Annotated in this window: 14 protein-coding genes; 9 read left to right on the top strand and 5 right to left on the bottom strand. The window is 68.7% G+C overall.

The window, feature by feature from the left end; all coding sequences use genetic code 11:
• The first annotated feature begins 105 nt into the window (after window positions 1-105).
• Window positions 106-693: a hypothetical protein gene (locus EJK15_RS17490; protein ID WP_138711502.1), complete on the top strand. Its 588-nt coding sequence runs from the start codon at window positions 106-108 to the stop codon at window positions 691-693.
• 178 nt (window positions 694-871) lie between these two features.
• Here the strand turns inward: EJK15_RS17490 and EJK15_RS17485 are convergent, their stop codons facing one another.
• Window positions 872-2,551, bottom strand: a complete 1,680-nt coding sequence (locus EJK15_RS17485; protein WP_138711501.1) for a TROVE domain-containing protein — start codon at window positions 2,549-2,551, stop codon at window positions 872-874.
• A 759-nt stretch (window positions 2,552-3,310) separates the two neighbouring features.
• Window positions 3,311-4,069: a GntR family transcriptional regulator gene (locus EJK15_RS17480; RefSeq protein ID WP_138711500.1), complete on the bottom strand. Its 759-nt coding sequence runs from the start codon at window positions 4,067-4,069 to the stop codon at window positions 3,311-3,313.
• 495 nt (window positions 4,070-4,564) lie between these two features.
• On the opposite strand from EJK15_RS17480, the gene EJK15_RS17475 reads away from it, so the two are divergent.
• From EJK15_RS17475 to EJK15_RS17440, 8 genes are all read left to right on the top strand, one after another.
• On the top strand, window positions 4,565-5,596 hold the full coding sequence (locus EJK15_RS17475) for a DUF2637 domain-containing protein (protein WP_138711499.1): 1,032 nt from the start codon (window positions 4,565-4,567) through the stop codon (window positions 5,594-5,596).
• Entirely contained in the window at window positions 5,593-5,994 is a 402-nt protein-coding gene (locus EJK15_RS17470) for an SsgA family sporulation/cell division regulator (RefSeq protein ID WP_138711498.1), read from the top strand. The genes EJK15_RS17475 and EJK15_RS17470 overlap by 4 nt, the downstream gene beginning before the upstream one ends.
• 152 nt (window positions 5,995-6,146) lie before the next feature.
• A complete protein-coding gene (locus EJK15_RS17465; RefSeq protein ID WP_138711497.1) occupies window positions 6,147-6,365 on the top strand; it encodes a hypothetical protein in 219 nt (72 codons plus the stop codon).
• Window positions 6,365-6,880, top strand: a complete 516-nt coding sequence (locus EJK15_RS17460) for a hypothetical protein (RefSeq protein WP_138711496.1) — start codon at window positions 6,365-6,367, stop codon at window positions 6,878-6,880. Before EJK15_RS17465 ends, EJK15_RS17460 begins: the two co-directional genes overlap by 1 nt.
• Before the next feature lie 27 nt (window positions 6,881-6,907).
• Window positions 6,908-7,315, top strand: a complete 408-nt coding sequence (locus tag EJK15_RS17455) for a hypothetical protein (protein ID WP_138711495.1) — start codon at window positions 6,908-6,910, stop codon at window positions 7,313-7,315.
• Entirely contained in the window at window positions 7,312-8,175 is an 864-nt protein-coding gene (locus tag EJK15_RS17450) for a hypothetical protein (protein ID WP_138711494.1), read from the top strand. Before EJK15_RS17455 ends, EJK15_RS17450 begins: the two co-directional genes overlap by 4 nt.
• 3 nt (window positions 8,176-8,178) lie before the next feature.
• Entirely contained in the window at window positions 8,179-9,960 is a 1,782-nt protein-coding gene (locus EJK15_RS17445; protein WP_138711493.1) for a QueT transporter family protein, read from the top strand.
• 11 nt (window positions 9,961-9,971) lie between these two features.
• On the top strand, window positions 9,972-10,196 hold the full coding sequence (locus EJK15_RS17440; protein WP_138711492.1) for a hypothetical protein: 225 nt from the start codon (window positions 9,972-9,974) through the stop codon (window positions 10,194-10,196).
• Between the two features lie 293 nt (window positions 10,197-10,489).
• On the opposite strand, the gene EJK15_RS17435 is transcribed toward EJK15_RS17440, so the two are convergent.
• The 3 genes from EJK15_RS17435 to EJK15_RS17425 are packed head-to-tail and all read right to left on the bottom strand — an operon-like array spanning window position 10,490 to window position 12,453.
• Window positions 10,490-11,290 carry a glycerophosphodiester phosphodiesterase family protein gene (locus EJK15_RS17435; protein WP_138711491.1) on the bottom strand — a complete coding sequence of 267 codons (801 nt, stop codon included), beginning with the start codon at window positions 11,288-11,290 and terminating at the stop codon, window positions 10,490-10,492.
• A gap of 39 nt (window positions 11,291-11,329) precedes the next feature.
• The gene (locus EJK15_RS17430) at window positions 11,330-11,866 is read right to left on the bottom strand and encodes a TrmH family RNA methyltransferase (protein ID WP_138711490.1); all 537 of its coding nucleotides are present in this window, start codon (window positions 11,864-11,866) and stop codon (window positions 11,330-11,332) included.
• Window positions 11,863-12,453 carry a class I SAM-dependent methyltransferase gene (locus EJK15_RS17425; RefSeq protein WP_138711489.1) on the bottom strand — a complete coding sequence of 197 codons (591 nt, stop codon included), beginning with the start codon at window positions 12,451-12,453 and terminating at the stop codon, window positions 11,863-11,865. The genes EJK15_RS17430 and EJK15_RS17425 overlap by 4 nt, the downstream gene beginning before the upstream one ends.
• Window positions 12,454-12,458 lie beyond the last annotated feature (5 nt).

Here is a 12,458-nt window from a genome sequence, read left to right as displayed (position 1 = left end):
GCCTACACGCGAGCGGATGGTGTCCGGTTGTGCTAGTCGCTGTTCAAGTGGGCGAAGCTTCCCAAAAAGCGGGCGCGCCAGCGAATCGAGCGGGACGATGGTCCCATGACCGAGCAGTTTCCAGCAGCGCCAAAGTACACTCTCGACACTAATGCGATCATCGACTCCGTGAGACAGCAGTTCCACTGGGAAGCTGTCGATCGTCTTGTTGAGCTTGCGCGGCAAGGTCGGATCGAAATGTGGATCACCGAGGCATTTACAGCCGACCAACTGCGCGTCACGAACGATGGCCACCGCGTGGCCAATCTTGCGTGGTTGGCCGCCCGACCCGAGATTAGATATACCCGCGGGCCGCTGCGACTGGGCTACGCAATGAGTACGCTAGACGGCGGCGTTTTCCTGGCGGGAGACGATACAGCTGCATCCGACCAGGAGATCCAGCGCATCTTGCTGCCTCAGCATCTCCAAGTCGGCCACCTCGATGAGACGAATTTGGGCCACCGGCAGGCACAGGCCAAAAAGATCGACGATGTTCATCACCTGACCACACATCTCATGCAGGGACACGATGTCTTCGTGACTCGCGACGGTAGAATGCTCAAGAACAGAGACGAGCTCCGTCGTAGCCTCGGACTAGTGATCAAAACAGCGGAAGAAGCAGTCAAGGAGCTTGGCCCAACCATATCCGCTTAGCTTGACAGGCGGCCTGTGGACAACTCATAAACGTTCTCGACATCGAGTTCTACATGCGCTGATGCGGCAGCTACGTCGAGTCTTGCCCCGATGCTTCACGTTGACATGACGAACTCAACGGCCCGCCTCCCACTTTGGGAGGCGGGCCATTCTTGCGTGTTGTTGGCGGGGCGGGTCCCTATGAGCGGATGAACCCGTTCACGATCAGTGGCAGCGACGCGTCCAGGCCCGCCACGTTCAGCACCCCCGCGTCGGCAGGGTCGCCGATCGAGTAGCCCGCCGCCGTCATCGCCGCCACGATCACGCGGGCGTCACGCGCCACCGTACGCCGGTAGGCTTCGAGCTCCTGCGACGGGTGAGACCGCCCGGCCCACGTCTCGTTGTCAGTGAACAGGACGACCCCGTCCACCGCCATGCGCTGCTCGCGCGCCCACCGGAACGGCAACGACAGGTCGGTGCCGCCGCCGGACGGCCGCCAGCTCTTGATCTCCCGCAGGTTGGTGCGCGGCGTCACCTTCGAGGCGTGAACACTGGTGTCCACGTCGATGACGTGCACGTTCCCCTTCTCGATGCGGGCCAGCATGACGGCCAGAGCGCAGCCGACCTCGTACGGCGAACCGATCGACGAACCGCCGACCACGACACCGCTGCCGCCCCAATTCCCGGACATCGACCTGGACGAGTCCACCGCGACCAGCAGTCGCCGGCCCGAGGGCTCGACGCTGCCGAACGACAGCTCGTACGTCTCCTCCAGCGCGTCGAGGATCGCCGGGACCGGCGTCCACGTCTGCGCGTCGGCGCGCGGGTTGGGCTGGGACCGGCCGGAGCCGTAGACGCGCAGCGCGAGGAAGGCGTCCATGGGGTGGATGCGCGCCCGAAGGAGCGCCTCCTGGTTGGTGAGCCGGGCGATCGCGCGCCGCGTGGCGTCGCTCATGGGCTTGAGCGTGCCGATGCGGGTCATGCGGGACAGGTTGCGGATGAGCGCGGTCATGCCGACCGTGTCGATCAGGGCGTCCCACACGGCAGGCTCGCGCAGCATCGCGTCCGGTAGGAACTCCCACGGCACCTTGCGCTCGTTGACCACGCGGATCGCCTCGCGGGCCGTGGTGACGGCCTTGGCGGTCAGGAACCGGTCCACCGACTCCAGCACGTCGCGCGCGTCCTCGTCGGAGACGTTCCCGGCGATCCAGCCGAACAGCCGCGCCCGCTCCGGGCTGTCCGCCTTGGGGTGGGCGATGCGCAGCACGTCGCGCAGGTCGAACGCCTCGCCCTGCGGGGTCTTCCGCTGGCGGGCCTTGCACACCTTGAACGCGACGGTGTCCGCGCGGTCCGACAGGAACCAGGAGGCGAGCGCCGTGCGCAGTGACCGGCCGACGATCGGCGCGGTGCCGTGAGCGGTCGGCTTGCCGCCGAGGTTCTTGTAGTAGCCGAAGAACTGGGCGAGGTGGTCGGTGGTGCGCGCCACCTTTGGCAGCGCCAGCTTGGCCGCCTGGCGGGTGGCCTGGTCGCCCTTGGCGTAAGCGGCGGCCAGCGCGAACAGCGCCGGGCGCTGCTTCGGGGCGCGCGGCGGGCGTGCGGTCGAGATGTCGGTGAGCAGTTCGACGACGCGCGGGCCGTCCTCGGCGATCGCGTTGAACAGCACGTCGGCGTTGTCGGCGGTCAGCTTGTTCTCGCTGACGTAGTAGGTGCCGCCAGTGGTGCCGAGGATCAGGAAGTCCTCCAGCTTGCGCCACAGGTCCTTGTCGAAGACATAGCCGCCCGCCGCGTTCTTCACCTGCTCGGTGCGTCCGGGCAGCCGCTGGGTCTGCGGGGTGGCGAATGCGGAAACGCTTGCGAGAGGGTCACGGTTGCGGGCCATGAAGGATCTCCAAGGGGTTCGACCCGCCAGGTGGCGGATGTGGGGGAGGGGAGGGCGGATATGGGTGTGCCGACCGGATCAAGACCGGAGCTCTACCGCTGAGCTACGCGCGGCCAGGCCGCGCAGCGGGGACTTGAACCCCGCGACCGCCGGTTCCGGAGGATAACCGAACGACTTCGACCCGCACTCCCCGTGATCGTCAGCCTTGCCGGTGGCACGGATGTGGGGCTCCTGCCGGGTGCCCAGCCGACCTGGGCGTCTGGCCCACGAGTGGGCCGGAAAGGAGTCGAACCTTTACCTGTGTGGTAACCGACAGAATTCGACCCGTGCTCCCGATAGGGCTGACGAGTGGATCGGTGTGGTTCGGAGAAGACACGGATGTGGGATGTTCACCGGCGTTTAGGTGCTCTGCCAACTGAGCTACCGGAGCGTTAGCCCCGGGCAGGACTCGAACCTGCGACCGCCCCATTAGAAGTGGTAACCGACGAACTTCGACCCGTGCCCTCTCCGAACCGCGCCGACGACCGTCGAGCAGGGAGCGGATACGGATGTGAGAAGCGGCACCGGGTGTGATCTTTTTTGCAGAAAGAGATAACCGACGCCATTCGATCCGTACCCGCTCCGAGCCCGACGGGATGGTGGATTTCGGAGGGGTTTAACTGATCGAAACCGTAGCATGGGAGGCCGATGAGAGCGCAAGTTCTTTTGCTTGCGCGGTCACGCGGTAAGACGTAAATACGCAGGTCGCGACGTTGGTGATTAGACAGTGATGGTGCGCGCGTCATGAACGACTCGGACACGTGCGCCGTTCGCCACCCGGCGCAGCAGCTCGACCGGGCGGCCCTCGCCGTCGCGCGTGATCCGCTCGATGTCCAAGACCGGGCTGCCGGGCCGCACCTTCAGCCTTTCAGCTTCTCGTGCCGTGGCAGCCCGAGATCGGATCATGTCGGTCGTCGTGGCCGTCGCCGGGTCGAGCAGTCCGGCGTCGATCAGCGCCGCGTAGACGCCGCCCGAGACCGATCCCTCGCCGGCGAGGGGCGTGCTCTCCACAAGGGACGCCGGGTAGAAGGCCGTGTCGAGCATGACCGACTGGCCGCCGAGCAGAGCGCGCCGGTCGCGCCGTATCACCGGCTGGCCCGTTCGGATCTGGAGGGCTTGCGCGATGTCTGGGTCGCTCTCGACGGTCGCGGCGGCCGTCACGGTCATCCGGCCGTCCATGCCCGCCCGTTTGCATGCGGTCTCCCATGGGCCGAGCCCGCCGCCCGTGCTGGCCGTCAAGGACAGGTCGATGAGCACGGGCCGGTTGTCCAGGACCACGAGCCGTCCGCGTTGCGCCGCCCGGCTGATCAGTCCCTCGTATCGGAGTTCCCGGATCGCAGTGTTGATCGTGCCCTTGGACGCGTGGTGAGTTCTCATCAGCTCGTCTTGCTGGGGGAGTAGGTCGCCGGGCCGGTAGGTGCCGTCGCTGATCGCGTCTCGCAACTGGTCGGCGATCTCGCGATAGCGGATGGCGGCCACGGGCGGCTCCTGCTGCGACGGCGGGCATTCTCGGCGAGAGTACCGCGCCTTTGATCACTTCGCCTGCCTGGTCTGCTTGACAGCCTTGGTGGGCGCGATGCATGCTGCCCGCACAAGCAATAGTTGCCTAGGTAACTAAAAGTATTCAAAGTAGAACAGGGCGGCCCCGGCTCAACGCCAGAACCGCCCGGAAGTCCCACCCGAAGGGACCAATCCCACTCGCGCCGACCAAAACGCGAATCGGTCCCGCCAGTATCACACGGGTGGACGCCAAAGATCACAACCGAATGCCAGCAGGCTCCGCCCCCGGTTGCCCCCGGAGGCGGAGCCCTACCCGGTCCACTCTGCTGAAAGGACGCGAACCGGGATGAGCCACATCATGGCAGTGTTCCCGCCTGCCATTACACTCGTGCCCGCCACCTGCCGCACGCCCGCAGTCACCCCGGCCGTTGACGTAAGCACTAGAGCTTGCATACAACGTAAAGGGGCCCGACTGTGACTCCGTCCTCACGCACACCCAGCCTGCCCTCCCGAGTCCTCCCCACCCTTTCCGCAGCCGCGCAACGTCTCGCCATCGTCGTGATCGCCGGGGTCGCTCTGCTCGGACTGATCGGCTTCGTCGTCAGCTTCGGCACCGTGGCCGAGGCTGCCCACCCGAGGTTCGGCGTGTTCTCCTTCCTCGTCCCGGTCGGCATCGACCTGGGCATCCTCGTGTTCTCTGCGCTCGACATCCTGCTCGCCCGGCTCAACATGCGCCTCGCCTGGCTGCGCCTGATCCCGTGGTCGCTGGCCGGCGCGACCATCTACCTCAACGTTGCCGGGGCCGCCGACCTGTTCGGGATGGTCGCGCACGCTGCGCTGCCGCTGCTGTGGGTGGTCGGTGTCGAGATCGGCGCGCACGTCGCCCGCGTCTGGGCCGGGGTGGCGGCAGGCACCCGCATGGACGGCATCCGCGTGTCCCGCTGGCTGCTCGCGCCGCGCAGCACGTTCCTGCTGTGGAGGCGCATGGTGCTGTGGGAGGTCCGCTCCTACCCGGCAGCGCTCCACCGGGAGCGCGACCGGGTGCTCGCCAAGACCGACCTTCAGGACGCGCACGGCTGGCTCGGCTACGGCTGGCGTTTCAGAGCTACCCGCCGGCAGCGCGCCCTGTACCGGCTCGGCGAACTCGCACCAGCCGTCCACGCAGATCAGATGCCGATCGACCTCGATGGATCGACCCCCGCGAGGCTCGATCCATCGACCTCGGCGGCCCTCAATGGATCGACTCGATCGAGGGTCAATGCATCGGTTCCATCGACCCCCAATGGATCGACCCGCCGCCCTGGACCGAATCGAGGCAGCAAGGGCCTATCGAATCGGGCCAAGCGGCGGCGAACCCTCGACGAGTTGCGCGCGGAGTTCGACGACGCGCGGGCGGCCGGGCAGCTCAACCCGACTTCCGCCGAGTCGATCCGCAAGACCTTGGAATGCGCGCCCGACTCGGCGCGACTGCTGCGCGACGAGTACATGAAGGGAAACCAGCCGTGAAGACCGCAGCCGCCAGCTCGCTGTGGGCGCCGCTCCCGCTATGGCGTGAGGACGACCCCGAGCGGTTCGTCATCGGCAGCCTCACCTACCGGACCGCCGATCCGCTGCTGGTCCGCATCGACCACGAGCCCGGCCGGTTCACCGCGTACCCGCGCGCCCTGCTCGACGACAGCCGCGCGTTCGCCACCCGGTATGGCAACGCCGACGTCCAGCCGTGTGCCTACGATCCCACGTTCCTGCTTGGGCGGTTCGACACCGAGGGCCAGGTGTGGCGGATCCCTCTGCTCACCGTGGTGGCGTTCCTGGGCCGCACCTGTCGCGCCGTGCCCTACGGCTGCGAGGGGATGCGCATCGACTGGGACGGCGGCCTCGCCGAGATCGCGGGGGAGCAGCCATGAACATCGCTCAGCGTGACGGGCCGCGCGGCCCTGCCGCGCGCCGGTCGCTTCCGGTGAGGCGGAGGACCGGCCGCCAACGCAGGCGCGCGAGGCGCGCAGGCGCACAGGCGCGCGAGGCAACCTTAACAGCGATCACAGGGAGTGAGGAGAACGTGGGGCGCAGGAGCTTCCGCGACCGACAGCATCGGGCTGCCGAAAAGCTGGCCGCGGCGACGACCGACCAGGAGCGGATGGCCATCCACTGGGACCGCATCCGCCTCGCGCTTGCCGTGCTGCACGCCCGCCACGCAACGAAGGCGGCCACCGCCCGACGCAAACTCGCCGCCCAGCTCAAGGCGACGGCCGACGAGATCGAAGCGGAGATCACCTGATGGGAGACCCTGTGAAGATCGGCGGCCTGTTCGACAACACCACCGACCCCGCACCGGAGCAGGGCGGCGACACCGAACCGGCGGCCGTCGTGCTGCCCTTTCCGCGCGCCAACCCGGACGCGACGGACGAGCAGGAATCCCCTGAGGAGGCGGCGCCCGCCCCGACCGCCTCCCCGCCTGTCGCGCGTCGCTCGGCTCGTGACGTGCTGCGACCCGTCTGGGGGCGGACCAAGACGGCGTTCGGGGTGGCCGTCGTCGGCGACCACGCGCTGCCCGAGCGTCGCCCGGCGTCGGTCGCCACCGTGTTCCGTCAGCTCAAGGTTCGGGTGCAGGCCAGCCCGTCGCTGCTCGGCAAGGCCGGTCATGTCGCCTACGGCACGCCGGTGTTGCTCATCTACGCCGTCGTCGAATCGCTGCTCGGCGTGCTCTGGCCGCCGAAACGCTTCGCTGCCGCCCTGGCCATCGCCTCCGTGGCGCTGCTGCTCGTGTTCGTGATCCCGGCCCTCACCGGATAACCCCCTCTCCTCGGAAGGCCCCTCATCGTGACTCTCATCCAGATCTTCGCCGGGCTCACCTTCACCGGCGTCTGCCTCGCGCCCGCCGTCTACTTCTTCTGGCGCCAGAAAGCGCCCCGGTCGAGTGTGTTCTTCAGCGGGCTCGCCGGATTCGGGACGGTCGGCACGTTCTTCGAGTCGTTGATCACCGGCCTGGCGACCCGGTTGCCGGGCGCCGTTGTCGGTTTCGCCGGCGTGCTGTGCGTGATCATCTGCTTCGGCGACTGCTGGGGCAGGCGCAACCACGCCGGACGTCCCACGGCCGTCGTCGCCCTCATCACGCCCCTGCTGCTGGTCGTTATGCCCGTGTCGGTGTTCGGCGTCGATCCCGACCAGCTCGTGCGCGACGTCAAGCAGGTTGGGCAGCAGACCCTGATAGCGGGAGGTCAGCGATGATCTCCGGCCTCCTCATCCTGATCGTGGCCGCGCTCGCGACGAGCCTGATCTTCAAACCGTCACGAGCGGCCGTCACCAGCGGCTGGCAGGCGGGGGCAGCGCAGGCCCGTAAGGAGTTCCTGGACGGCTACGAGCGCGGCCAGCGGCACCTGAACCGGCCCGACGTCGGACGGTTCTCACACTTGCTGTCCGAGGCGCTGGCGACCGCCTATGGAGTCGCGCTGACGGCCCGTGGCGCCGTCCGCGTGGCAGCCGCCTTCGGGCGCGGCGCAGCGGGCGGCTACCGCGATCACAAAGCCGCGTCCGAGGTGGTCGAGCCTGAGGCGGTCCGCGACCGTCCCCAAGCGCGGCGCTTGGAGAAGCCGCCCGCCAAGCCCAGCACCGAGCCACCACCCGCGCCTCCTCCTCCGGCCGTCGACGACACCCCACCCGCCGCTCCGCCTGCGGCCCGCCCTGAAGCCGCAGCTCCCGCGTCACCCCCGCACGACACGGCCACCACGGAAGGACCCGCCGTGATTCCCTCTGAATTCACCACGTGGCAGGCACTCGTCGAAGACCTGACCGACGAAGTCGAGCAGATGACCGCCGCCAGCGAGGAGGCGTCCGAACGTCAGGAGGCGTGCGACGGCCTGACGGGCAGCTTCATCAGCAAGGGCATGACGTCGGCCGCGTCGATGATCGCTCTGCTGTCGCAGTACCAGGACTACTGCGGGCAGCTCACCGCCATCCAGGCCGACATGGCAGCGCTTGCCGCGAAGATGGCCGACAACGCCACCGACCAGGTCAGCGTCGTCGCCGAAGCGCACGCCGCGGTGGGCGGCGCCGGCAACGTGACCGACGCCGAAACCTACGAGGGATAGCCGGTGAGCTTGGTCGCTGGACACGGCTCGCCGGTCGCTGCGTGGGCCGTCTCGGTCGTCGCCTTGGAGCTGTTCGGCGCGGCCCTGCACCTGGCCGCGTTCGGCGTCCTCGGGACACTGCTGACGGTCGGCGCGGGCATGTTGGCGGTCCTGGTCGTCCTGATCCGCCGCGACACCCAGCCCAGCGCGATCAACACGATCGGGGCCGCGTTGTGGCTGCTGGCCGCTACGTGGCTGGGGCCGTTCGGCGCCATGGCCCTGGCGCTGCTGGTCGGTTCGGCGGTGCTCAGCTATCTGCGCCAGGCCAGCCGGCCACGCCTCATCGACCGGCCTCGTGATCCGCATGAGCAGCCGCCTGATCCGCGCCGGGTCACGTGGGAGACGAAGCTCGCCGCTCCCGGCAAGCCGTTGCAGGGCGTCACGCTCGGGCCGATCACCGCCGTGCCGGGCGGCTGGTCCGCGCCGTATGAGGTCGAGCCGGGCGACCAGCAGGCTTCGCTCGTGGTGCAGCGTGTGGGCAATGTCGCCTCCGCCTACCGCGCGTCCATCTCGCAGGTGATGCCCGAGCCGTCCGACACCGACAACGCGGCCGGACGGCTCACGGTCATCGCACGGGACAACCTCGCCCAGGTGCGAACCCTGGAAGACGACGGGCCGTCCATCGACCTGGAAACCGGCAAGGCGCGGGTCGGCTACTTCGGGGACCTGTCCCCGACCCACACCCTGTACTGGACGTCGACCGGCGGCGCTGCGTTCGCGCTCACGGCGGGCGACTCCAACAGCGGCAAGTCGCGCTACGTCGAAACCGACCTCGCGCTGGCGCACGACTGCCCGCTGATCGGCAACGTCCTCCTGGACGCCCAGGACGGCTCCAGTCAGCCGGACTTCGCCGACGCCGTCCCGTTGTACGCCGAGGGCGTAGAGGAGTGTTTCGAGACGTTGCAGGCGCTGGATTTTGTGCTGCGCCGCCGCGCGTGGCGGGTTGCCCACCCGGGGCCGTGGATCGACGCGCAGGGGCGGGAGCGGACGCGCGGCAAGCCGTTTCTGCTGCCGGGCGATCCGGATCTCGACTCTATGGAGCTGTTGAACATCGTGCTGGAGGAGCTGCCGATGCTGCTGACCGACGACACCTACGGCAAGCGCACAACGAAGATCCTCGCGAACGGGGCGAAGACGTGGCGCAAGGCGGGCGGCCGGGTGCATGGCGTGGTGCAGCTTCCGGACTTGGCTGAGCTGAAGTCGCAGGCGTTCCGGGCGCAGTTGCGTGGTAATGGCACGGTGGTCGCGTTCCGGACGTCGGCGCGGGTGGCGCAGAGCCAGCTCGGCATGGCGGCCGACCCCAGCAAGTTGCCGCAGTTCTTCCGTGACGGCAGCAAGACGCACGGCCTGGCCTACATCGCGAGCGTGGACCGCAGGCACGCGACGTTCCGCGGCCTGCTCACCGCGGACCCGTTCAGCATCGCGCAGCGGCCGGCGAAGGGTGGCTTGTCGCAGGTGACGTTGGATCTGCTGGAGGAGTACCGGGCGCAGAAGAGAAAGGGGCGAGCGCCGAAGCCGCCCAAGCTCCGTGTGGAGCCGCCTGCGCCGGGTGATGTGCAGGCCGCCGTGGAAGCGGCGCTCGCGCGAGCTGGTGGGCCGCTGGATTTGGCGTCGATCGGGTTCGCCGTGAACGAGGCTGTGCCGGGGTGCCCGCTGTCGGCGGTGAAGGACGCGCTGCGCCGGGGTGTCGCTGACGACACCGTCATCAGGATCGGCGACGGATACGAGGCGGTGGATCGTGGCTAGGACGCCCCGGGGTGGAGGACCTGAGGACCGCGCGAGACTTGGCGGCGATGGCGTTGAAGCTGCTCGGCGAGGGCGAGCTGGCGAAGGCCGAGGCGACGGCACGGGTGAGTCTGCTGCATGTCGAGCTGGCTCAGATGTCGCTGGCTGTGCTGGAGGGGGCGGCTGCCGTCCCGCCCGGGATCAAGTATCTGCGTGTCTGGGATGAGTGGGCGGCTGCGACAGGGCTGGATCTGTAGCGGAACGCCTGCACGGCCGTACGAAGACCCGGATCTCTGTGGTGAGGTCCGGGTCTTCCGTATGGGCCGGGGCCTAGCCCATGGCGGCACTCCACCAATGATCGTCATGGGTTCGGTCTTTGGAGGGGAGAAATATGGGCTGCGACAACCCCGAACCCATGAAAGACCCATGCGCAGGGCTGCCAGAGGCTACTATCCTTTACCAAGGACGACCAACCGAGCGGTCATGGACGAACGCGATCGGCGACCATCGGGAAGGCCCGTCAAGCTGCGACAACCCGCCGGACGACCTGTCAGGCTGCCATGCCGTGGGGATACCACTGTCCGCGGCGGTCGAGCACCTCGCGCAGGCCGGTGACGTTGTCGGTCATGATGCCGTCCACGCCCAGATCGAGCAGGCGCTCCATGCGGGCGGGGTCGTTCACGGTCCACACGTGCACCTGCATGCCGATGGCGTGCGCGGTGCGGATCAGGCGCCGGGTGGTGACGCGCAGGCCGCGGAAGCCCACCGGCACCTGCGCGCAGGGGATCCCGGCGCGTGACAGGCGGGTGAGCAGCCGGCCGTAGCCGGAGGTGGCGGCCGCCGCGCGCAGCGCGGCCACGCCGCGCGGCCCGAGCGCCGAGCACACCTCCCTGCCCAGCGCCGCCCTGGCCAGCACCAGGCGTTCGTCGGAGAAGGAGGTCAGGCAGACGCGATCGTAGGAGTCGGTACGCCGGATCGCCTCGGCCAGCGGGGCGATCGCCGCCGCCTCCTTGACATCGATGTTGAAGCGGATCTCCGGCCAGGTGCCGAGGAGGTCCTCCAGCAGCGGGATCTCGTGGACGCCGCCGATGCGGGCCTGCCGGACCGCCCGGTAGGGCAGCTCCGAGATGCGGCCGCGCTGGTCGGTCACGCGGTCGAGCGTGTGGTCGTGGAAGGCGACCAGCACGCCGTCAGACGTGGCGTGCGCGTCGGTCTCCAGATAGGTGTATCCCAGCTCGACCGCCCGCTCGAAGGCGGCCACGGAGTTCTCCGCGCCATCCGTGGCGCCCCCGCGGTGTGCGAAGGCCAGCGGCCCCGGGTGGTCGAGAAAGGCGAATCGGCGGCTGAGCACGTCCTGAAGTATGCCCTTCGTGGGTGAACGCTGCGATTACTAATCGGGGAGATTCTGCCACTCCTGGCGGCGCGCCTCGGCCAGCGCGATGGCCGCGGCCACCGCCACGTTGAACGAGCCGACCCGGCCGACCTGCGGGATGTAGCAGACGCCGTCGACGGCGTCGAGCAGGGCGGGGGAGCAGCCGTGGTCCTCGCTGCCGACCACCAGGCACACGTCGCGGCCGAGACCGGCCTTGTGCAGTGGCACGGCCCCGCCGGTGAGCTCGATGGCCAGCACGGTGTAGCCGCTCTCCCTGGCGGCCTTGACCGCCTCGGTGGCCGGCACCGGCTCGTGCCAGGTGACCAGGCGTTCGGTGCCCAGTGCGGTCTTGCCCACCTTGGGGTTGGTCGGCGGCGTGGCGTTGCCGGCCAGCCAGATCTCGTCCACGCCGAACGCGGCGGCGCTGCGGAAGATCGAGCCGACGTTGAACGGGCCGGTGACCGACTCCAGGATCAGGCCGAGACGGTTGGCCGTGTTCCTGCGCCAGGTGCGGTTGAGCCGCTTGACGTCGGTGGGGCGCAGTTGCCTTCTCATCGGGTCACCTTCAGGATCCGGTAGGCGGCCCGGCTGGCCTCGCGGGAGGCCTGCCAGCCCTGCTCGCCGAGCCAGCGCTGCAGGGAGTCCGAGCCGAGGTGTTTCTGGACGACCAGGTAGGCCACGCCGTCGGGCGTGAGGCGGGACAGCCACCTGGTGAGCATGTCGTGCAGGGCCTGCTTCCCGATCCGGATCGCAGGATTTGACCAGATGGCACGGAATTTCACGTCATCTGGCATTTCATCAACATGCACTGACCTTACTTTGTAAAGGCCGGCGGCCTGGGCGTTCCGCTGAGTGAGCTCCACGCTGCGCCGGTTCACATCGACGGCCCACACGGTCGCCTCGGGCGCCCGCGACGCCATGGTCAGCGCGATCGGGCCGTAGCCGCAGCCCAGGTCGAGCAGGTCGCCCTCCTGCGGCGGCGGCGGGACGGTCTCCAGCAGCACGCGGGTGCCGACGTCGACCCGCTCCGCCGAGAACACGCCGGTGTCGGTCTCCAGCCGCAGGTGCAGGTCGGGCAGGACCAGGTCGACCGAGCCCGGCTTGCTCGCGGTGCTCGGCCGCTCGGAGAAGTAGTGGGCCACGTGGC

Source organism: Nonomuraea basaltis (assembly GCF_005893125.1).
Classification (GTDB): domain Bacteria; phylum Actinomycetota; class Actinomycetes; order Streptosporangiales; family Streptosporangiaceae; genus Nonomuraea; species Nonomuraea basaltis.
Note: the sequence above shows the minus strand (reverse complement) of the source record. Positions and strands in the feature narration are given on the sequence as shown.

Bases quoted from the DNA above. Each gene is read 5' to 3' on its own strand.
- EJK15_RS17485 (WP_138711501.1), bottom strand. From the start codon at position 2,551: ATGGCCCGCAACCGTGACCCTCTCGCAAGCGTTTCCGCATTCGCCACC.
- EJK15_RS17460 (WP_138711496.1), top strand. From the start codon at position 6,365: ATGGGAGACCCTGTGAAGATCGGCGGCCTGTTCGACAACACCACCGAC.
- EJK15_RS17490 (WP_138711502.1), top strand. From the start codon at position 106: ATGACCGAGCAGTTTCCAGCAGCGCCAAAGTACACTCTCGACACTAAT.
- EJK15_RS17450 (WP_138711494.1), top strand. From the start codon at position 7,312: ATGATCTCCGGCCTCCTCATCCTGATCGTGGCCGCGCTCGCGACGAGC.
- EJK15_RS17430 (WP_138711490.1), bottom strand. From the start codon at position 11,866: ATGAGAAGGCAACTGCGCCCCACCGACGTCAAGCGGCTCAACCGCACC.